Source organism: Streptomyces sp. MUM 2J (assembly GCF_022414535.1).
Taxonomy (GTDB): Bacteria; Actinomycetota; Actinomycetes; order Streptomycetales; family Streptomycetaceae; genus Streptomyces.
The window spans coordinates 40,238-58,573 of the sequence record NZ_JADWYM010000002.1 but is presented as its reverse complement, the minus strand read 5'-3'; the positions used below and the strand labels follow the sequence as shown (position 1 = coordinate 58,573).

Annotated in this window: 19 protein-coding genes and 1 riboswitch; of the genes, 9 read left to right on the top strand and 10 right to left on the bottom strand. The window is 73.5% G+C overall.

From position 1 onward, the window contains the following. Positions 1-4: 4 nt before the first annotated feature. Positions 5-709, bottom strand: a complete 705-nt coding sequence (locus tag I3F54_RS02145) for a copper homeostasis protein CutC (protein WP_240116813.1) — start codon at positions 707-709, stop codon at positions 5-7. A gap of 182 nt (positions 710-891) precedes the next feature. Here I3F54_RS02145 and I3F54_RS02140 point away from each other — a divergent pair, with 182 nt between their 5' ends. Together I3F54_RS02140 and I3F54_RS02135 are read left to right on the top strand one after the other, a co-directional pair. Beyond that, on the top strand, positions 892-1,536 hold the full coding sequence (locus I3F54_RS02140; RefSeq protein WP_240116812.1) for a hypothetical protein: 645 nt from the start codon (positions 892-894) through the stop codon (positions 1,534-1,536). Between the two features lie 27 nt (positions 1,537-1,563). After that, positions 1,564-2,685, top strand: coding sequence for a GNAT family N-acetyltransferase (locus tag I3F54_RS02135; RefSeq protein WP_240116811.1), 1,122 nt, complete (start codon positions 1,564-1,566; stop codon positions 2,683-2,685). Positions 2,686-2,793: 108 nt separating this feature from the next. Here I3F54_RS02135 and I3F54_RS02130 read toward each other — a convergent pair whose 3' ends face one another. Together I3F54_RS02130 and I3F54_RS02125 are read right to left on the bottom strand one after the other, a co-directional pair. After that, complete coding sequence (locus I3F54_RS02130; protein WP_240116810.1) at positions 2,794-3,096, bottom strand: DUF4031 domain-containing protein; 303 nt, start codon at positions 3,094-3,096, stop codon at positions 2,794-2,796. Further along, on the bottom strand, positions 3,093-3,476 hold the full coding sequence (locus I3F54_RS02125) for a hypothetical protein (RefSeq protein ID WP_240116809.1): 384 nt from the start codon (positions 3,474-3,476) through the stop codon (positions 3,093-3,095). The genes I3F54_RS02130 and I3F54_RS02125 overlap by 4 nt, the downstream gene beginning before the upstream one ends. A 54-nt stretch (positions 3,477-3,530) precedes the next feature. Here I3F54_RS02125 and I3F54_RS02120 point away from each other — a divergent pair, with 54 nt between their 5' ends. The 4 genes from I3F54_RS02120 to I3F54_RS02105 all read left to right on the top strand — a co-directional run bounded on the left by I3F54_RS02120 (position 3,531) and on the right by I3F54_RS02105 (position 7,595). Further along, complete coding sequence (locus tag I3F54_RS02120; RefSeq protein WP_240116808.1) at positions 3,531-4,418, top strand: MurR/RpiR family transcriptional regulator; 888 nt, start codon at positions 3,531-3,533, stop codon at positions 4,416-4,418. A gap of 108 nt (positions 4,419-4,526) precedes the next feature. Further along, positions 4,527-5,462 carry an N-acetylmuramic acid 6-phosphate etherase gene (gene murQ, locus I3F54_RS02115; protein ID WP_240116807.1) on the top strand — a complete coding sequence of 312 codons (936 nt, stop codon included), beginning with the start codon at positions 4,527-4,529 and terminating at the stop codon, positions 5,460-5,462. Positions 5,463-5,478: 16 nt separating this feature from the next. After that, on the top strand, positions 5,479-7,017 hold the full coding sequence (locus tag I3F54_RS02110) for a PTS transporter subunit EIIC (protein ID WP_374205838.1): 1,539 nt from the start codon (positions 5,479-5,481) through the stop codon (positions 7,015-7,017). Then, a complete protein-coding gene (locus I3F54_RS02105; protein ID WP_240116806.1) occupies positions 7,014-7,595 on the top strand; it encodes a hypothetical protein in 582 nt (193 codons plus the stop codon). Before I3F54_RS02110 ends, I3F54_RS02105 begins: the two co-directional genes overlap by 4 nt. Before the next feature lie 175 nt (positions 7,596-7,770). Here I3F54_RS02105 and I3F54_RS02100 read toward each other — a convergent pair whose 3' ends face one another. After that, entirely contained in the window at positions 7,771-8,901 is a 1,131-nt protein-coding gene (locus I3F54_RS02100) for an NADH:flavin oxidoreductase (RefSeq protein ID WP_240116805.1), read from the bottom strand. Positions 8,902-9,275: 374 nt separating this feature from the next. Here I3F54_RS02100 and I3F54_RS02095 point away from each other — a divergent pair, with 374 nt between their 5' ends. Next, the gene (locus tag I3F54_RS02095) at positions 9,276-10,118 is read left to right on the top strand and encodes a hypothetical protein (RefSeq protein WP_240116804.1); all 843 of its coding nucleotides are present in this window, start codon (positions 9,276-9,278) and stop codon (positions 10,116-10,118) included. A gap of 105 nt (positions 10,119-10,223) precedes the next feature. Here the strand turns inward: I3F54_RS02095 and groL are convergent, their stop codons facing one another. The 4 genes from groL to thrC all read right to left on the bottom strand — a co-directional run bounded on the left by groL (position 10,224) and on the right by thrC (position 14,410). Then, entirely contained in the window at positions 10,224-11,846 is a 1,623-nt protein-coding gene (groL, locus tag I3F54_RS02090; RefSeq protein WP_240116803.1) for a chaperonin GroEL, read from the bottom strand. A gap of 345 nt (positions 11,847-12,191) precedes the next feature. Then, positions 12,192-12,395: a cold-shock protein gene (locus I3F54_RS02085; protein ID WP_004986573.1), complete on the bottom strand. Its 204-nt coding sequence runs from the start codon at positions 12,393-12,395 to the stop codon at positions 12,192-12,194. A 456-nt stretch (positions 12,396-12,851) separates the two neighbouring features. Further along, positions 12,852-13,127: a MoaD/ThiS family protein gene (locus tag I3F54_RS02080; RefSeq protein ID WP_240116802.1), complete on the bottom strand. Its 276-nt coding sequence runs from the start codon at positions 13,125-13,127 to the stop codon at positions 12,852-12,854. Continuing rightward, positions 13,124-14,410 carry a threonine synthase gene (gene thrC, locus I3F54_RS02075; RefSeq protein ID WP_240116801.1) on the bottom strand — a complete coding sequence of 429 codons (1,287 nt, stop codon included), beginning with the start codon at positions 14,408-14,410 and terminating at the stop codon, positions 13,124-13,126. The genes I3F54_RS02080 and thrC overlap by 4 nt, the downstream gene beginning before the upstream one ends. Before the next feature lie 18 nt (positions 14,411-14,428). Next, a riboswitch (SAM riboswitch) is annotated at positions 14,429-14,571 on the bottom strand. 159 nt (positions 14,572-14,730) lie between these two features. Here thrC and I3F54_RS02070 point away from each other — a divergent pair. Together I3F54_RS02070 and I3F54_RS02065 are read left to right on the top strand one after the other, a co-directional pair. Then, positions 14,731-15,675, top strand: a complete 945-nt coding sequence (locus I3F54_RS02070; RefSeq protein ID WP_240116800.1) for a glucosyl-3-phosphoglycerate synthase — start codon at positions 14,731-14,733, stop codon at positions 15,673-15,675. Positions 15,676-15,784: 109 nt separating this feature from the next. Continuing rightward, positions 15,785-17,179, top strand: a complete 1,395-nt coding sequence (locus tag I3F54_RS02065; protein WP_240116799.1) for a trehalose-6-phosphate synthase — start codon at positions 15,785-15,787, stop codon at positions 17,177-17,179. Here I3F54_RS02065 and otsB read toward each other — a convergent pair. Both otsB and I3F54_RS02055 read right to left on the bottom strand, forming a co-directional pair. Further along, positions 17,152-18,015 (bottom strand): trehalose-phosphatase, encoded by an 864-nt coding sequence (gene otsB, locus I3F54_RS02060; RefSeq protein ID WP_240116798.1) that lies wholly within the window; start codon positions 18,013-18,015, stop codon positions 17,152-17,154. The two genes, I3F54_RS02065 and otsB, sit on opposite strands and share 28 nt — an antisense overlap. A 65-nt stretch (positions 18,016-18,080) precedes the next feature. Then, the gene (locus I3F54_RS02055) at positions 18,081-18,314 is read right to left on the bottom strand and encodes a DUF3263 domain-containing protein (RefSeq protein WP_240116797.1); all 234 of its coding nucleotides are present in this window, start codon (positions 18,312-18,314) and stop codon (positions 18,081-18,083) included. Positions 18,315-18,336 lie beyond the last annotated feature (22 nt).

The following is an 18,336-nucleotide window of genomic DNA, read 5'->3' as shown; positions in this document are numbered from 1 at the left end:
CGGGTCAGGCGACCGGGGTGCCCGCGTCCAGCGCCTGCCGCCACTCCTCGACCGCCTGCGCCGAGACCGGGCCCGCCCAGCCGCCCGGTCGCGCGGCTCCGCCGATGTGGAAGCCGTCGATCCCGGCGGCCGCCAGGTACGGCACATGGTCCAGCCGCAGCCCGCCGCCCACCAGGATCTGCGGCTCGTACCCCGGCTCCCCGCGCAGCCGGGCCTCCGCGAGCAGGGTGGGGAGCCCGTCGTCGACGCCGTCGGCGGACCCGGCCGTCAGATAGGTGTCCAGCCCGGGCAGTCCGTCGAGCGCCTTGCGCAGCGCGTCCCGGTCGGCGGCGCGGTCTATGGCGCGGTGGAAGGTCCAGCGGCACCCTTCCAGCACCGAGACGACCTGCTCGACGGCCGCCAGGTCCACCGCGCCGTCGGCGTCCAGGAATCCGAGCACGAACTCCTCGGCCCCGGCGGCCCTCAGCTCCCCGGCGACGCCCGCGAGCCGTGGGACGTCCCCGGCGGCGAAGCCGTCCGCCAGCCGCAGCATCACACGCAGGCCGATGTCGACCGCGGCACGGATCCCGGCGAAGGTCACCACGGACGGGGTGAGCCCGTCGGCGGCCATGTCGGCGACCAGCTCCAGCCGGTCCGCACCTCCGGCCTGCGCGGCGACCGCGTCCTCGACGTCGAGTGCGATCACCTCCAGGACTGCACGCTTGCTCATGGGACCCCATTCATGGTCGTCGACGGCGGCTACAGGTCTAGTCCAATTCAAGAGTACGCCCGCACCCCGCGCCACAGGCCCCACCCTCCGCGCCCGGCCGCGGACATGTCGCCCCCTTACGGCCGCACGCGGCGCCGGAACCCGCGCCCCGGCGCGGGTCGCACCGGCGGCACAATGTCCGCATGGCCGACCTCGACGCCCTGCGCGCACGCTTCGCCCGCACCCTGCTCGACGCACGGGACCGGGCCTCCGGCCCCGATCCGTCGCCCTACGCCGACGACCTGCTCGCCCGCTGGCAGGAGCCGCAGCGCCACTACCACACGCTCACGCACCTCACCGCGGTCCTGGACCACATCGACGTGCTGGCGGGGTACGCCGCCGACACCGGCGCCGTGCGCCTGGCGGCCTGGTTCCACGACGCGGTCTACCTGCCCGACCGGTCCGAGAACGAGGAACGCTCCGCCCGCCTCGCCGAACGCGCCCTGGCCGAGGCCGGGGTGCCACGGGCGAGGACCGACGAGGTCGCCCGCCTGGTCCGGCTCACCGTCACCCACGACCCCGCCGACGACGACCGCGACGGCCAGGTCCTGTGCGACGCCGACCTGGCGATCCTCGCCGCGCCGCCGGCCGCGTACGCCGCCTACACCGCGGCGGTGCGCGAGGAGTACCACTTCGTGCCGAGCGACCTCTTCCGCTCCGGCCGCGCCGCGATCCTGCGCCAACTCCTGGACCTGCCACGGTTGTTCAGGACTCCGTACGGTCAGGAGAACTGGGCCGCGACCGCCCGCCGCAACCTCACCGCCGAGCTGGAAATGCTGTCGCCCTGACCGAGGGGGCCCGCCTACGCTGCCCGCATGCGCATCGTGGGCGGAGATCAGGTGGAGCAGGCCGTCGGGAGCTGCCTGGAGACCTTGCGGCCGGCGGCGGGCCGGGACTGGGACGGGGTCCGGGCCGGCCGGCTGGAATGGAGCTGCCGGCACACGGCCGAGCACATCGCGAGCGATCTCATCGCCTACGCGGGCCAGTTGGCGGGCCGGGTGCAGAACCGGTACGCCCCCTTCGAGATCACCTTCGACGGCAGCGAGGACGGCCTCGAACCGGCCGACAACGCGGACGTCCTGGAGGTGATCGCGACGACCGGCGCCCTGCTCGCCGCGGCCGTGCGCACCGCGCCCCGCGAGGCCCGCGCCTTCCACCCGTTCCCCTTCCGCGGCGCGGACCGCGCCGGCTTCGCCGCGATGGGCGTCACGGAAGTGCTGCTGCACACGCACGACATCGCCGAAGGGCTCGGCCTGGCCTACGAGCCGCCCGCCGGACTCGCCGAGGACGTCCTCACCCACCTCTTCCCGCACGTCCGGCCCGGCCCCGCCGCCTGGCCCACCCTGCTGTGGGCCACCGGCCGCGCCGACCTGCCCGACCGCGCCCCCGTCACCCGGTGGCACTGGTACCTGCCCCCCGTCGTCCCCGCCGGCCGCCTCACCCTGCACGGCGTCACCCCGGCCGCCGCCCGCGACCTGGTCCTCGGCGGCGACGGCGGCTTCGCCTGGGTCGAGGACGGCCCGTTCCAGGGCACCCGCGACGCCGCCGGCATGGTCGTCAAGACGTACGAGGCGGGCGTACACCGCCCGGAGTGGGGGCTCTTCGTCCTGGTGCGGGAGGAGGACGGGCGGGCCGTCGGCGGCATGGGATTCCACGGCGCACCCGACGACGAGCAGCGGGCCGAGGTCGGCTACGACCTCGCCGAGTCCGCCCGCGGCCACGGCTACGCGAGCGAGGCGCTCACGGCGCTCGCCGACTGGGCACTGGAGCGGGACGGCGTACGGCTGCTGTGCGCCGCCATCGACGACGGCAACGGCGCCTCGCAGGGGGTGGCGGAGCGGGCCGGATTCACCCGGGTGACGGTGGAGGAGGAACGGACGGCCCGCGAACAGCACGACCTGGAACCGGGGCTGCGGTTGTACGTGCGCCGCCGGTGACGGCTCCGCCGCACCGGCCGCGAGGGGCGCGCCCGTCCGCGGCGCCCCCCGCCGGCACCTCCTCCTCGAAGTGCCGGGGCGCCGCGCGGAGGGCGCCGCGCGGCCGGCTCAACGGGCGTCCTGCGCCGCGCCGGGTGTCCCGCCGGGGACGGCGCGGCGCTTGCGCCGGCGCAGCCCGGCACCGTGCAGCAGCCGGACCACCTCCCGGCTGCTCACCTCCACCGCGCCCGCGCCCACCGCGTCGGCGTACCGGTGGGAGGGGATGTCGTAGTGGTCGCGTTCGAAGGCCCGCGGCGGCACGCCCAACCGGGCGGCGAAGGCGTGCAGTTCGCCGTAGGAGCTGTCGCTGACCAGGTGCGACCAGAGGCGGCCGTGCCCCGGCCAGCTGGGCGGATCGATGTAGACGGTCACGACGGGGGCGCCCCGCCGACCGCCCCGCCCAGCGATCCCACCGCGGCGACCTTCACACCCGCCTGGTGACACACCCAGTGCGGGTCGGGCCCCAGTTCCGGCTCGACCTCCAGGGCGTGCGGATCGCCGGCGCCGCAGACCGGGCACAGCGGCCAGCGGCCGTACCGGTCCAGCAGGGCGTCCTGCACGTCCTGGGCGACCAGCCCCGCGACGAAACCGGCGCCCTCCGGCCACTGCTCGACCCACCAGCGCCGCTGGGCGACGGACTCCTCCACCAGCGAGACCACGTCCGCCTCGGCGACCTCGTGCGCGACGAGATCGGCGAGCACCAGGGCGCGCGCCGCGTGCAGGGCCTGTTCCAGGGGGCTGACGGGATCCATCCCCCCATTGTGCGCGCTCTTGACCCCGACCCGAGCCGAAAATACCTTTCAGGAGTGACCCGGGACGTGAAGGAAATTTTCGGCGGCGCGCTGACCTCCAAGGTGCGCACGCTCGCCCCCACGATGACCCGCTCCGTGCAGCGCGTCGCCGAGGCCGTCGCGAACGACCCCGCCGGCTGCGCCGCCCTCACGGTCACCGGCCTCGCCGAACGCACCGGCACCAGCGAGGCGACGGTCGTGCGCACCGCCCGCCTCCTGGGCTACCCCGGCTACCGCGACCTGCGCCTCGCCCTGGCCGGCCTCGCCGCCCAGCAGCAGTCGGGCCGCGCGCCCACCATCACCCCCGGCATCTCGGTCGACGACCCGATCGCCGACGTGGTCGCCAAACTCGCCTGCGAGGAGCGGCAGACCCTCGCGGACACCGCCGCCGGCCTGGACACCGCCCAGCTCGGGGCCGCCGTCACCGCCGCGGCCGCCGCCCGCCGTGTCGACGTGTACGGCATCGGCGCCTCCGGACTGGTCGCCCAGGACCTCGCCCAGAAGCTGTTGCGGATAGGGCTGATAGCCCACGCCCACGGCGATCCGCACCTCGCCGTCACCAACGCCGTCCAACTGCGTTCCGGGGACGTGGCGATCGCCATCACCCACTCCGGTTCCACCGGTGACGTCATCGAACCACTGCGGGTCGCCTTCGAGCACGGCGCGACCACCGTCGCCATCACCGGGCGGCCGAACAGCGCCGTCACCCAGTACGCCGACCACGTGCTGACCACCTCGACCTCCCGGGAGACCGGGCTGCGCCCCGCCGCGATGTCCTCGCGGACCAGCCAACTGCTGGTCGTGGACTGCCTCTTCGTGGGCGTGGCGCAGCGGACGTACGACACCGCGGCACCGGCGCTCGCGGCGTCGTACGAGGCACTGGCGCACCGGCACCGCAAGTAGCCCGCAGGCCCGGCGGGTTCCGGGTCGCCGCGGGCTCGTGTGGCCGGTCGCGCAGCCACCCGAGCCCGGGACGGACATCTCACCGCACCCAGAAAGAGCCGCTCCCTCATGACCTCCACCCCCGGCCCCCGCGACCTCCTCACCGAACTCTCCGCCCTCACCACCGAGGCGTTCCGTCCCGAGTTCGCCGACATCGACCTGCTGCCGACCCTGGACCTCGCCCGCCTGATGAACGCCGAGGACGCCACCGTGCCCGCGGCGGTCGCCGGGTGCCTCCCGCAGATCGCCTCCGCGATCGACGCCGTCGCCGAGCGCATGGGGCGCGGCGGGAGACTCCTCTACGCCGGTGCGGGCACCGCGGGCCGGCTGGGCGTCCTGGACGCCTCCGAGTGCCCGCCCACCTTCAACACCGACCCGGCGCAGGTCGTCGGCCTGATCGCGGGCGGTCCGCGGGCGATGCTGACCTCGGTCGAGGACGCCGAGGACTCCGGGAAGCTGGCCAGGGCCGACCTCGACGCCCTGGGGCTGACCCCGGACGACAGCGTGGTCGGCGTCTCCGCCTCCGGCCGCACCCCCTACGCCGTCGGCGCAGTGGAACACGCCCGCGCACGCGGTGCCCTGACGATCGGGCTGTCGTGCAACACGGGCAGCGCGCTCGCGGCCGCGGCCGAGCACGGCATCGAGGTCGTGGTGGGCCCGGAACTCGTCACCGGCTCCACCCGGCTGAAGGCCGGAACGGCGCAGAAGCTGGTCCTCAACATGCTGTCGACGATCACGATGATCCGGTTGGGCAAGACCTACGGGAACCTGATGGTCGACGTCCGCGCCTCCAACGACAAGCTGCGCGCCCGCTCCCGGCGGATCGTCGCCCTGGCCACCGGGGCCGGGGAGGACGAGGTCGAGGCGGCGCTGGAGGCCGCCGGCGGCGAGGTGAAGATCGCCGTCCTGGCCCTGCTGGCCGGTGTCGACGGCCCGACGGCCGCCCGCCTTCTGGTGGAGTCCGGCGGCCGGCTGCGTGCCGCGCTGGCCGCGGCGAGGGGCTGAGCCGCACGCTCTCAGGGTGCGCATCCATCCCCGTGAGACGGCCGCCGCGATCCTCCCGCTGGTCGGCGGCACCGCCAACATCACGTCCGTCGCCCACTGCATGACCCGCCTGCGCCTGGCGCTCGCCGACCCGTCGCTCGTCGACGAGGAGGCGCTGCGGGCCGTGCCCGGAGTGCTCGGCGTGGTGGCCGACGCAGGCTGCCAGGTGGTCCTGGGCCCGGGGACGGTGGCGGCGGTGACGGCGCAGGTCGAGGCGCTGACCGCCCCGGCACCCGGAGGCGCGGCTGTGCTGCCCCCGGCGGTGGGCGAGTCGGTCGCGGCGGGGACGGGGACGGCACGGGGCGGGGTGCCGGCCCGGCCGGGGACGGCGCCCGCGCTGGCGGCGCGCGGCGCACGGCTGCGGGAGCAGCGGCGGCGGCGCAACGCCACCCCGCTCAAGCTCGCCCTGCGCCGCGTCGCCGACGTCTTCGTGCCGCTCATCCCGGCTCTGGTCGGCTGCGGCATCCTCGCCGGCCTGAACGGGCTGCTGGTGAACGCCGGCCTGCTGCCGGGCCTGACCCCGGCGCTCGCGGCGGTGGCGTCGGCGTTCATGGCGCTCGTCGCGGTGTTCGTCGGGCACAACACGGCGAAGGAGTTCGGCGGCACCCCGGTGCTGGGCGGCGCGGTCGCCGCGGTGGTCGTCTACCCCGGCGTGGCGAAGGTGACGGTGTTCGGGGTGGCCCTCTCCCCCGGTCAGGGAGGCGTCCTGGGCGCCCTGGCGGCGGCGCTGCTCGGGACGTACGTGGAGAAGTGGTGCCGGGGCCGCTTCCCGGACGCCCTCGACACGCTCCTCACCCCCACCGTGACGGTCCTGGTCGCGGGCCTGGCCACGCTCTACGGCCTGATGTACGCCGCCGGGGCGGTCTCCACCGCGATCGGCACGGGGGCGACCTGGCTGCTGTCGACGACCGGCGCCGTCGCGGGCCTGGTCCTGGGCGGCCTCTTCCTCCCCCTCGTCATGCTGGGCCTGCACCAGGCGCTGATCCCCCTCCACGCCACCCTCATCGACGAGCAGGGCGCCACCGCCCTCCTCCCCGTGCTGGCGATGGCGGGCGCGGGGCAGGTCGGCGCGTCCCTGGCGGTCTACGTCCGGCTCCGCCACGACGCCTCCCTGCGCGCGACCATCAGGTCCGCGCTGCCGGCCGGACTGCTGGGCGTGGGCGAGCCGCTGGTCTACGGGGTGTCCCTGCCGCTCGGCCGCCCCTTCCTGACGGCGTGCGCGGGCGGGGCGGCCGGGGGTGCCTTCATCGGCCTGTTCGCCATGCTCGGCGACCGGGTCGGCGCCACGGCGATCGGACCGTCGGGCTGGGCCCTGTTCCCGCTGCTGGCGGGCAACCGCGGGCCGGCGGAGACGGCGGCCATCTACGCGGGCGGTCTGCTGACCGGGTACGCGGTGGGCTTCGTGGCGACGTACGCGCTGTTCCGGCCGGACGGGGCCGCCCGCACCACGAGGGACGCGCACCGGACCGGAAGCGGTGGTGGCCGTGGTCCGCGGTCGCGCACACTGGCCCCATGAACCATGCCCAGCTGACCGCCCTCGGGCGCGCCCTCCGGCTGCTCGGGGAGCACGGGGAGTCCCTGTCCGCCGACACGCCGGACGCCCGGCTGCACGAGGTCGGGGCGGATCTGCGGCGGGCCCTGGACCTGCTGGAGGACGGCCTCACGGGTGCCGCCGCCCGCACCCGCTGCGCCGAGCACCCGACCGGCCCCGTCGACGAGAGCGCCCCCGACCTGTGCCTGCTGTGTGAGACGCGGCGCCGTGCCGCCCGCCGCTCGGAGGTCAACGGTGCCTACGCCCGGCCCCGGCAGCCGGCCGGGGCCGTGGAGCGGGTCCCGACCCGCTACGGCGTCCGCGGCGACCGCCCGCAGCCGCAGCAGCGCTGGCTGCCGGAGATGTGGAACGGGCGCGAGTGGCAGCTGTGCGGCACACCGCGCCACGACCGCCGCGAGGCCGAGCTCTACCTGGCCGCGCAGCGGCGCGGGCCGCGGGCGGCGACGGCGTACCGGCTCGTGCACGAGTTCACCGACTACGAGGTGCTGCGGGTGTGGGGCACGCCCGTGAAGGTGGACATCGAGCCCATGGGCAGCCCGTGACGGCGGCAGCCCTGGCGCCGCACGCCGCCGTCCCGCCCGGTCCGGCGCCCGGCGCGGCCGGGACCGCCGGCGCTTCGCCCGCGTCCCGCTGCCGTGGGATGGCGCCGCCCCGCCGGGAAACAGCGGACGGCCGGGGCGCGGGACGCGCCCCGGCCGTCGCCGGACCCGTGACGGGTCAGCTGAGCGTCTTCAGCGCGGCGGCGTCGTACGGCTTCAGCTCGTCGTAGCGGCCCGCCAGCACCTTCTGCGCCCACAGCGGGTCCTGGAGGAGCGCCCGGCCGACGGCGACCAGGTCGAACTCGTCGCGCTCCATCCGGTCGAGGAGGTTGTCGAGGTCGCCCAGCTCGGCACCCTGGCCCTGGAAGGCCTTGATGAAGTCGCCGTCCAGGCCGACCGAGCCGACGGTGATGGCCGGCTTGCCGGTCAGCTTCTTCGTCCAGCCGGCCAGGTTGAGGTCGGCGCCCTCGAACTCCGGCAGCCAGTAGCGCCGGGTGGAGGCGTGGAAGGCGTCGGCGCCGGCCGCGGCGATCGGGGCCAGGATCGCCTCCAGCTCCTGCGGAGTCCCGGCGAGCCGGGCGTCGTAGGCCTCCTGCTTCCACTGCGAGTACCGGAAGATCACGGGGAAGGACGGGGAGACCGCGGCCCGCACGGCCGCCGTGACCTCGGCGGCGAAGCGGGTGCGGGCGACCGGGTCGCCGCCGTAGGCGTCGGTCCGGCGGTTGGTGCCGGACCACAGGAACTGGTCGATCAGGTAGCCGTGGGCGCCGTGGATCTCCACCCCGTCGAACCCGATGCGCTCGGCGTCGGCGGCGGCCCGGGCGAAGGCGTCGACGACGTCGTCCAGGTCCTGCTGCGTCATCGCCCGGCCGGTGCCCTCGGTGCCGTCGAGCCGCAGCCCGGACGGTCCGACGGCGGGGGCCTCCGGGTACGGCGCCCGGCCCGGCTTGCGCACCATGCCGATGTGCCACAGCTGCGGGACGATCGTGCCGCCCGCGGCGTGCACGGCGTCGGCGACCTTCGCCCACCCGGCGAGCTGCTCCGTACCGCTGAACCGCGGCACCCGGTCGCTCTCGCCGGCCGACTCGTGCCCGACGTAGGTGCCCTCCGTCACGATGAGCCCGACGCCCGCGGCGGCACGGCGGGCGTAGTACGACAGCACGTCCTCACCCGGGACACCGCCGGGGGAGAACATCCGCGTCATCGGCGCCATGACGATGCGGTTGGGCACGGTCAGGCCGTTGAGGGAGACCGGTCGGGAGAGGATCTCGGCGGCGCGCGAGGCGGCGGCGTCGGGGGTGGAGGTCACGTGGGGCTCCTCGTGGGGCGACAGGCAGACCGAACAGTATGTGCACGCGCATTGTTGCACCTGCTTAAGTGAACGGAAGTATCGGCGACCCGCATTCCGCCCCCACACCTCCCTGCGCTGTGATCCGTGCCACTCACCCGTCCGTCGCGGGGGCAAGGTCCTGGCAGCGCCCTCCCCCTCCCGCCCCCCGGGAGCCTTCAGGAGGGCGCGGGCCCGAGCCGCTCAGGCGGTCGCGCGGGGACGGCGGGTGGTCCGGCCCCGGCCGCCGGCCCGGGCCGGACGGCCCCTCACCCGGACGGTCGCGAGCGCTGGTGGACGGTCCGGGGCGGTGGTGCGCTGGTGACATCGCCCCGCGTTCACCAGGAGGTCCCGCCATGACCCGCCCGTTCCGCCCCGCCCGCGTCCTCGCCGCGCCCGTGGCGGTGGGAGCCCTGCTGGCCATCGGGGCCTGCTCGAACGGCGACGACGAGACCACGAGCGCGCAGGCCACCGCCTCCCCGGCCGCGGCCACCTCCCGGGCCGCCGCACCCGCCGCCCGGGCCACGTCCTCCGCCTCGGCCTCCGCCCCCCTCACCGAGGCCGGGGCGAAGGCGGCGCTGATCACCGAGGCGGACATCGAGGGGGACTGGCAGCAGGTGGACGACGCCGACCAGTGGAAGGACGACCTGGTCGCCGGGAAGGTCGACGTCGACGCCTTCCTCACCGCCAAGGCGGACGCCGCCGACTGCCAGCGGCTGCTGGACGGCCTCTACAGCGAGGACCTGCTCGGCAAGCCCTCCGGCGCATCCGCGCTCACCGGCTTCGAGGAGGGCGACTCCCGCCTGCTGTACCAGGTCGCCGCGTACGACAAGAAGGCTCTGGACGACTCGATGAAGTGGCTGGCGTCCCTGCCCGACACGTGCGACCAGTTCACCGCGACCGACTCCCGGGGCGGCACACGCACCGTGCAGGTCATCGAGACCTCGCTGCCGAAGGAGGGCGACGCACGGCAGGGGCTGGAGGTGACGGTCCAGGGCACGGCCGACGGGGAGCCCACCACCCTCACCCTCGACGTCGGCGTCGTGCGCGTCGGCAACAACGCGATCACCGTGACGGCAGGCGGCCCGGACGGCGGCGACCAGGACTCGGTGAACGCCGCGGTGCAGCAGGGAACCGGGCGGCTCCAGGACGTCCTGGCCGGCCGCACCCCCGCCGCGTCCCCGACGCCGGGCGAGTGACACCGCCTCCCGAACCCCCGAACCTCCCGGAACGCCCGAGGGCGGCACCCCCCTGCGGGGAGTGCCGCCCTCGGTCCGAAGGACGGTCGACCGGCCGGAGGCCGATCAGAAGTCCATGTCACCGCCCGGCATGCCGCCGCCGGCCGGGGCCGCGGCCTTCTCCGGCTTGTCGGCGATGACGGCCTCGGTGGTGAGGAACAGCGCGGCGATGGAGGCGGCGTTCTGCAGGGCAGAGCGGGTCACCTTCGCCGGGTCGATGATGCCCTCGGCGATCATGTCGACGTACTCGCCGGACGCGGCGTTCAGGCCGTGGCCGACCTGGAGGTTGCGCACCTTCTCCACGACGACGCCGCCCTCGAGACCACCGTTGACGGCGATCTGCTTCAGCGGGGCCTCCAGGGCGAGCTTCACGGCGTTGGCGCCGGTCGCCTCGTCACCGTCGAGCTCCAGCTTCTCGAAGACCTGGGAGGCCTGGAGCAGGGCGACGCCACCACCGGCGACGATGCCCTCCTCGACGGCCGCCTTCGCGTTGCGGACGGCGTCCTCGATGCGGTGCTTGCGCTCCTTGAGCTCGACCTCGGTGGCGGCACCGGCCTTGATGACGGCCACGCCGCCCGCGAGCTTGGCCAGGCGCTCCTGGAGCTTCTCGCGGTCGTAGTCGGAGTCGCTGTTCTCGATCTCGGCGCGGATCTGGTTCACCCGGCCGTTGACCTGGTCGGAGGAGCCGGCACCGTCGACGATGGTGGTCTCGTCCTTGGTGATGACGACCTTGCGGGCGCGGCCCAGGAGGTCCAGGGTCGCGTTCTCCAGCTTGAGGCCGACCTCCTCGGAGATGACCTCGCCGCCGGTGAGGATGGCGATGTCGCCGAGCATGGCCTTGCGGCGGTCGCCGAAGCCCGGGGCCTTGACGGCGACGGACTTGAAGGTGCCGCGGATCTTGTTGACGACCAGGGTCGACAGGGCCTCGCCCTCGACGTCCTCGGCGATGATCAGCAGCGGCTTGCCCGACTGCATGACCTTCTCCAGCAGCGGGAGCAGGTCCTTGACCGAGGAGATCTTGGAGTTGGCGATCAGGATGTACGGGTCGTCGAGCGACGCCTCCATCCGCTCCATGTCGGTGGCGAAGTACGCCGAGATGTAGCCCTTGTCGAAGCGCATACCCTCGGTGAGCTCCAGCTCCAGACCGAAGGTCTGGGACTCCTCGACGGTGATGACGCCTTCCTTGCCGACCTTGTCCATGGCCTCGGCGATCAGCTCGCCGATCTGGGTGTCGGCGGCGGAGATGGAGGCGGTGGAGGCGATCTGCTCCTTGGTCTCCACGTCCTTGGCCTGCTCCAGCAGGGCGGCGGAGACGGCCTCGACGGCCTTCTCGATACCGCGCTTGAGGGCCATCGGGTTGGCGCCGGCGGCCACGTTGCGCAGACCCTCGCGGACCAGCGCCTGGGCCAGGACCGTAGCGGTCGTCGTGCCGTCACCGGCGACGTCGTCCGTCTTCTTCGCTACTTCCTTGACCAGCTCGGCGCCGATCTTCTCGTACGGGTCCTCGAGCTCGATCTCCTTGGCGATGGAGACACCGTCGTTGGTGATCGTGGGGGCGCCCCACTTCTTCTCGAGGACGACGTTGCGGCCCTTGGGGCCGAGGGTCACCTTGACGGCGTCCGCGAGCTGGTTCATGCCGCGCTCGAGGCCGCGCCGCGCCTCCTCGTCGAACGCGATGATCTTGGCCATGTGAAGTGGTCCCTCCAGGACTGGGGGTGATTCCTTCGGACCGCGCCCGCGCCCGCGACGGACGGCTCGCCGACCTCGTGGTTCCTTGCCCCACCCGGCCTGCGGGCCTCACCGACCCGGTCCTTCGCTGTCACTCTCACCTTCAGAGTGCTAACGCCAATGATTAGCACTCGCCCGGTCCGAGTGCAAGGCGCGCCCGCGAAGCGGGCCCGTTGCGGGGTGGCGGCCGGGTGACGGGGGGCCGCCCGTGCCCGCCGGGTGCGGGCGGCCCACGGGCAGGCCGGCGCGTGCGGACAGCGCGAAGGGCCCGCACCCTGCGGGTGCGGGCCCTTCGTCCTGAAATGTTCAGGCGGTGACGCGAACCATGTCGGCCTGCGGACCCTTCTGGCCCTGCGAGATCTCGAACTCGACCCGCTGGCCCTCTTCCAGGGTGCGGTAGCCGTCCATCTGAATCGCGCTGTAGTGGACGAAGACGTCCGCACCACCGTCGACCGCGATGAAGCCGTACCCCTTCTCCGCGTTGAACCACTTGACGGTGCCCTGAGCCATGCCTAACTCCCCTATTACTGGCCCTTGCACAGATCCGCACTTCGCGAATCCGGGTCAGACCTCACCCCCCAGTCGTCGGGGGCGTGCGCCGGAACGCGTCGACCGCGGCTGAATGTATCTGCCCAACTGCCGTCTGCAACAGGTCAATCGGACGAGAATTCTGGACGGACGCCGTCCGGAATGTGCCGAGAATTCGGCTGAATTCAGGTCAAGTCGGGCGGGGCGAAAGGCGCAAAAGGCGCGTTTGCGGCGCATAGTTTGGCTGCTTCTTGACGGACCGACGGCAGGATCCGATGGCCCCCGAACTCTCGGATCGGGAGCGCGTTCCCCAACTGTACCGTGCTCAATCACGCAGAATTGCCCCCTCCGCTTCTCTCACGGAGAGGGCAATCCGGTGAACTCTTCGTCATCTCGTCACCGAGAGCAACGAGATCGCGCGCGAGGACGCGCGCCCGGTCAGCCGCCGGCGACCGCCGGGATGATCGACACGCCCGCCCCCTCCGGCGTGGGCGTCTGCAGTCCCTGCTCGAAACGGACGTCGTCGTCGTTCACGTACACGTTCACGAACCGGCGCAGCTTGCCCTGGTCGTCCAGGACCCGGGCGGAGATCCCGGTGTGGTTCTTCTCCAGGTCGGCGATGACCTCGGCGAGGGTCCCGCCGTCGGCGGCGACCTCGGCCCGGCCTCCGGTGTAGGTGCGCAGGATGGTGGGGATGCGGACGGTCACGCTCATGCGAGGCCAGCCTCTCGGAAGGAGTCCAGGTTCGGGCGGATGGTGGCGGTGAGACCGGTACCGGCCACCGCGTCGAGGGTCTTCAGGCCGTCGCCGGTGTTGAGGACGACGGTGGTCTTCTCCGGGTCGAGGACGCCGCTCTCGATCAGCTTCCTCGTCACGCCCACGGTCACACCGCCCGCGGTCTCGGCGAAGACCCCCTCGGTGCGGGCCAGCAGCCTGATGGCGTCGACGACCTGCTCGTCCGTGACGTCCTCCACGGCACCGCCGGTGCGGCGCGCGATGTCCAGGACGTAGGGGCCGTCGGCCGGGTTGCCGATGGCCAGCGACTTGGCGATGGTGTCGGGCTTCTGCGGGCGGACGACGTCGTGACCGGCCTTGAAGGCGGTGGACACCGGGGAGCAGCCCTCGGCCTGGGCACCGAAGATCTTGTAGGGCCTGTCCTCGACCAGGCCCAGCGCGATCAGCTCCTGCAGACCCTTGTCGATCTTCGTGAGCTGCGACCCGGAGGCGATGGGGACGACGATCTGGTCCGGCAGCCGCCACCCGAGCTGCTCGCAGACCTCGTACGCGAGCGTCTTGGAGCCCTCGGCGTAGTACGGCCGCAGGTTGACGTTGACGAAGCCCCAGCCCTCACCGGCCGGGTCGCCGATCAGTTCGCTGCAGAAGCGGTTGACGTCGTCGTAGTTGCCCTCGATGCCGACGAGCTCGCCGCCGTAGACGGCGGCCATGACGACCTTGCCCTGCTCCAGGTCGTGCGGGATGAAGACGCAGGAGCGGAACCCGGCGCGGGCCGCCGCGGCGCCCACGGCGCCGGCGAGGTTGCCGGTGGAGGAGCACGACAGCGTGGTGAAGCCGAAGGCACGCGCGGCCTCCAGCGCCTGGGCGACGACGCGGTCCTTGAAGGAGTGCGTCGGGTTGCCGGAGTCGTCCTTGACGTACAGCCCGCCGGTCACGCCCAGCTCGCGGGCCAGGTTGTCGGCCTTGACGAGCGGGGTCCAGCCCGGGTTCAGGTTGGGCTTGCCGGCCACGTCCGCGGGGACGGGCAGCAGCGGCGCGTAGCGCCAGATGTTCGCCGGGCCCGCCTCGATCCGCTTGCGCAGCTCGTCGGCACCGTAGGACGAGAAGTCGTAGGCGATCTCCAGCGGGCCGAAACACTCCTCGCAGGCGAAGAGGGGACCCAGCGGCACGCGGTGGCCGCACTCGCGGCAGGAGAGGGCGGCGGCCGGCCCGAGGTCGACGGCGGTGGAGTCGGTGGAGGTTGCAGCGGTCTGCACAGCCATGTGAGGCGAGGCCCTTTCTCCTCATCTTCCTCACGGCGCATCTCGCCGTGAGACGGAATTGGCACCTTCCCTGGCCGGGAGCCCCGCGCGAACGAGTCCGGTGATCAGGGGGGTTGCCGGGGCTTCGTCGGGCCGTGTCCCTCTGCCCCTCTGGATGAGCGGTATGCGGTTGTGAACGCGTGGTGGCCCCCGACATGCGATGGTCATCAGCGTTGTTCAAGACTGTAACCGAAGGCCAGGACAGTTGAGATAGTCGTCCGAACCGCGAGATGGATCACCCGGTTACCAGGCGTGATCACAACAGTGAGGAGCCGCAGGCTGTGCTGGAAGAAGTCGAGCGCTGGCTGAGCACCCGCTCCTGGTCCGTGACCGATCGTCCCCTTCACAAGATCCTGGCCGCCAAGCAGCGGACGGGCCAGTCGGTGTCCGTCGTGCTGCCCGCCCTCAACGAGGAGGAGACCGTCGGCGACATCGTCGCCGTGATCCGCCACGACCTCATGCAGCAGGTCCCGCTCGTCGACGAGATCGTCGTCGTCGACTCGGGGTCCACCGACCGCACCTCCGCCGTGGCCGCGGCGGCGGGCGCCCGGGTCGTCCACCGCGACGACATCCTGCCGCGCATCCCGGCCGCGCCCGGCAAGGGCGAGGTGCTCTGGCGCTCGCTGCTGGTCACCCGTGGGGACGTCGTCTGCTTCATCGACGCCGACCTGAAGGAGTTCTCCTCCGACTTCGTCTCCGGCATCGTCGGCCCGCTGCTCACCGACCCCGGCATCGACCTGGTCAAGGGCATGTACGACCGCCCGCTGGGCGGCGCGGCCGGGCAGGGCGGGCGGGTCACCGAGCTGATGGCACGCCCGCTGCTGAACATGCACTGGCCGCAGCTGGCCGGATTCGTGCAGCCCCTGGGCGGCGAGTACGCCGCCCGCCGGACCCTCCTCGAACAACTCCCCTTCCCCGTCGGATACGGCGTGGAGCTGGGCATGCTGGTCGACTCCCTGCACCTGGTGGGGCTCGACGCCCTCGCCCAGGTGGACGTCGGGGTGCGCAAGCACCGCCACCAGGACGGCCAGGCGCTGGGCCGGATGGCGGCGGCCATCTACCGCACCGCCCAGCTGCGCCTGGCCCGCGGCCACCTGGTCCGCCCCGCCCTCACCCAGTTCGAACGCGGCGAGGACGGTTTCGAGCCCCGCACCTACTCCGTGGACACCGAGGAGCGCCCACCGATGGTCGAGATCGCCGAGTACGCGTCACGCAAGGTGGCGTAGCAACTCCGGAGAGCATCGAAATCCACCGGTTGTATACGGAATTGCCCGCATGGCCGGTGTGACTCATCCGTACGTTTGAGCGTTTCCGGGCCGGGCTAGGTTGAGGCGTATGGCTTCCACGGACGGTGCTGAGGTACTGGTCGCGTCCAATCGCGGCCCGGTTTCGTATCAGGTGCGTGAGGACGGCTCGCTGACCGCCCGGCGCGGCGGCGGCGGGCTCGTGTCGGGTCTGTCGGCGATCGGGCCGGAGACGGGCGCCCTCTGGGTCTGCTCGGCCCTGTCCGACGGGGATCGGGAGGCGGTGCGGCGCGGGGTCGGCGAGCCGGGCGTGCGCATGCTGGACATTCCGGCGGACGTCCACGCCGACGCCTACAACGGCATCGCCAACTCGGTCCTCTGGTTCGTCCACCACCTGCTGTACCAGACGCCGCTGGAGCCGGTCTTCGACGCGGAGTTCCGGCGGCAGTGGGCGTCCTACGAGGCGTACAACCGCGCCTTCGCCGAGGCCCTGGCCGAGGAGGCCGCCGAGGGCGCGGCGGTCGTGGTCCAGGACTACCACCTGGCGCTGGTCCCCGGGATGCTCCGCGCCCTGCGCCCGGACCTGCGCATCGGCCACTTCTCCCACACCCCGTGGGCACCGCCGGAGTACTTCCGGATCCTGCCCGACGACATCGCGCGGCAGCTGCTGGCCGGCATGCTCGGGGCGGACCGGCTCGGCTTCCTCACCCAGCGCTGGGCGCGGGCGTTCCGGGCGTGCTGCGAGGAGTTCGCGGGCGGGCTCGGTACCACGCGCGTCGGCGTGCACGGGCTGGGTGCGGACCCGGACTTCCTGCGCGGCCGCGCCCACGAGGACGATGTCGCCGACCGGATCGCGGCCCTGCGCGAGGAGATCGGAGCGGGCCGCCGGACCATCGTCCGCGTCGACCGCACGGAGCTGTCGAAGAACATCGTGCGCGGCCTGCTGGCCTACCGGCAGCTCCTCGACGACCGCCCCGAGTGGCGCGAACGGGTCGTGCACGTCGCCTTCGCCTACCCCTCCCGCCAGGACCTGGCCGTCTACCGCGACTACACCGCCGAGGTGCAGCGGGTGGCGTCGGAGATCAACGAGCGGTACGGCACCCCGGGCTGGACCCCGGTCGTGCTGCACGTCGAGGACGACTTCGCGCGTTCCCTGGCCGCCTACCGCCTGGCGGACGTGGCTCTGGTCAACCCCATCCGCGACGGCATGAACCTGGTCGCCAAGGAGGTGCCGGTCGTCTCCGACGAGGGCTGCGCGCTGGTGCTCTCCCACGAGGCGGGGGCCTACGAGGAGCTGGGGGAGGACGCGATCGGCGTCAACCCCTACGACGTCGTCGGCACCGCCCGGGCCCTGCACGCGGCGCTGACCATGCCGGCGGAGGAGCGGGCCGAGCGGGCCAAGCGGCTGGCGGCAGCGGCGACGGCGCTGCCGCCAGCGCAGTGGTTCCTGGACCAGCTTCAGGCACTGCGGGGCGAGCCGAGCTGAGCGGCGAGCGCCGCCAGCAGCCGTACGACGCCCTCCGGGCCGTCGACCACCAGGTCGGCCCGGCCGGTCAGCTCGGTGACCTCGGCGCTCCCACTGCACACCAGCAGGCCCGGCACGCCGTCGGAGCGCAGCTTCTCCACGGCGGCGAAGGCGGGGATGTCGCCGAGGTCGTCACCGGCGTAGAGCACGCCCTCGGCGCCCACGCCGCGGAGGTACTCGGTGAGCGCCACGCCCTTGTCCGTGCCCGGCGGGCGCAGCTCCAGCACCAGGCGGCCGGGTTCGACGACGAGGCCGTGCCGGCCGGCGAGGGCGGTCAGCGGTGCGCGCAGGGCCTCGAACGCGCCCTGGGGGTCGACGGCCCGCCGCGTGTGCACGGCGACGGCCCGCCCCTTCTCCTCGATCCAGGTGCCCTGCCAGGCGCCGACGGAGTCCAGGACGCCCGGCAGCTCGGCTCGGACCGCGGCGACGCCGGGGTGGGGTGGTGGGGCGGTGATCTCCCCGGTCGCGGCGTCCCAGCGTTCGGCACCGTAGTGGCCGAGGACGACGAGATGCTCCAGGCCGGGGACACCGGCGAAGCCGCCGTGGCGGACGGCCACGCCGGCGGGCCGGCCGGTGATCACGGCGACGGCGGCGACGTGCGGGGCGAGCGCCGCGAGCGCGGGGACCGCGTCGGGGTGGGCCCGGGCCTGGGCGGGGTCGGGGACGATCGGCGCGAGGGTGCCGTCGAAGTCGAGGGCGACGACGGCTTTTCCGGGCCGCGCGAGCAGGGCGCTCAGCCCGTCGCGGCCGGCCCGGGTGGTAGGGGTCGGGAGCTCGTCTGCATGGTGACTGCCCATGCGGTGACCCTATCCGGCGCGGGCCCCTCCGAACCGGCCCGCGGCCGACGCGGCCCGGCACGGGGTCACCGTTCCTCCCGGCGCGCCTCCCGCACCCGGCGGAGCCGGTTCACCGTCACCGGGTCGTGGGCCAGCGCGCGCTCGTCGTCGAGCAGGGCGTTGAGCAGCTGGTAGTAGCGGACGGGCGACAGGCCGAGATCCTCGCGGATGGCCCGCTCCTTGGCGCCCGGTCCGGGGAAGGGCCGCCGCTCCAGGGCGAGGACGGCCCGTTCCGTGGCACCCAGTCGTTCCTGCTCCATGGGCCGCACCGTAGCGCGGCCC

What these genes read in the sequence shown, in the direction of transcription:
- I3F54_RS02095 (WP_240116804.1), top strand. Translation starts at nt 9,276, where the DNA reads ATGACCCGCCCGTTCCGCCCCGCCCGCGTCCTCGCCGCGCCCGTGGCG.
- groL (WP_240116803.1), bottom strand. Translation starts at nt 11,846, where the DNA reads ATGGCCAAGATCATCGCGTTCGACGAGGAGGCGCGGCGCGGCCTCGAG.
- I3F54_RS02065 (WP_240116799.1), top strand. Translation starts at nt 15,785, where the DNA reads ATGGCTTCCACGGACGGTGCTGAGGTACTGGTCGCGTCCAATCGCGGC.
- I3F54_RS02135 (WP_240116811.1), top strand. Translation starts at nt 1,564, where the DNA reads ATGCGCATCGTGGGCGGAGATCAGGTGGAGCAGGCCGTCGGGAGCTGC.
- thrC (WP_240116801.1), bottom strand. Translation starts at nt 14,410, where the DNA reads ATGGCTGTGCAGACCGCTGCAACCTCCACCGACTCCACCGCCGTCGAC.
- I3F54_RS02055 (WP_240116797.1), bottom strand. Translation starts at nt 18,314, where the DNA reads ATGGAGCAGGAACGACTGGGTGCCACGGAACGGGCCGTCCTCGCCCTG.
- I3F54_RS02125 (WP_240116809.1), bottom strand. Translation starts at nt 3,476, where the DNA reads ATGGATCCCGTCAGCCCCCTGGAACAGGCCCTGCACGCGGCGCGCGCC.
- I3F54_RS02085 (WP_004986573.1), bottom strand. Translation starts at nt 12,395, where the DNA reads ATGGCTCAGGGCACCGTCAAGTGGTTCAACGCGGAGAAGGGGTACGGC.
- I3F54_RS02105 (WP_240116806.1), top strand. Translation starts at nt 7,014, where the DNA reads ATGAACCATGCCCAGCTGACCGCCCTCGGGCGCGCCCTCCGGCTGCTC.
- murQ (WP_240116807.1), top strand. Translation starts at nt 4,527, where the DNA reads ATGACCTCCACCCCCGGCCCCCGCGACCTCCTCACCGAACTCTCCGCC.
- I3F54_RS02140 (WP_240116812.1), top strand. Translation starts at nt 892, where the DNA reads ATGGCCGACCTCGACGCCCTGCGCGCACGCTTCGCCCGCACCCTGCTC.
- I3F54_RS02080 (WP_240116802.1), bottom strand. Translation starts at nt 13,127, where the DNA reads ATGAGCGTGACCGTCCGCATCCCCACCATCCTGCGCACCTACACCGGA.
- I3F54_RS02145 (WP_240116813.1), bottom strand. Translation starts at nt 709, where the DNA reads ATGAGCAAGCGTGCAGTCCTGGAGGTGATCGCACTCGACGTCGAGGAC.
- otsB (WP_240116798.1), bottom strand. Translation starts at nt 18,015, where the DNA reads ATGGGCAGTCACCATGCAGACGAGCTCCCGACCCCTACCACCCGGGCC.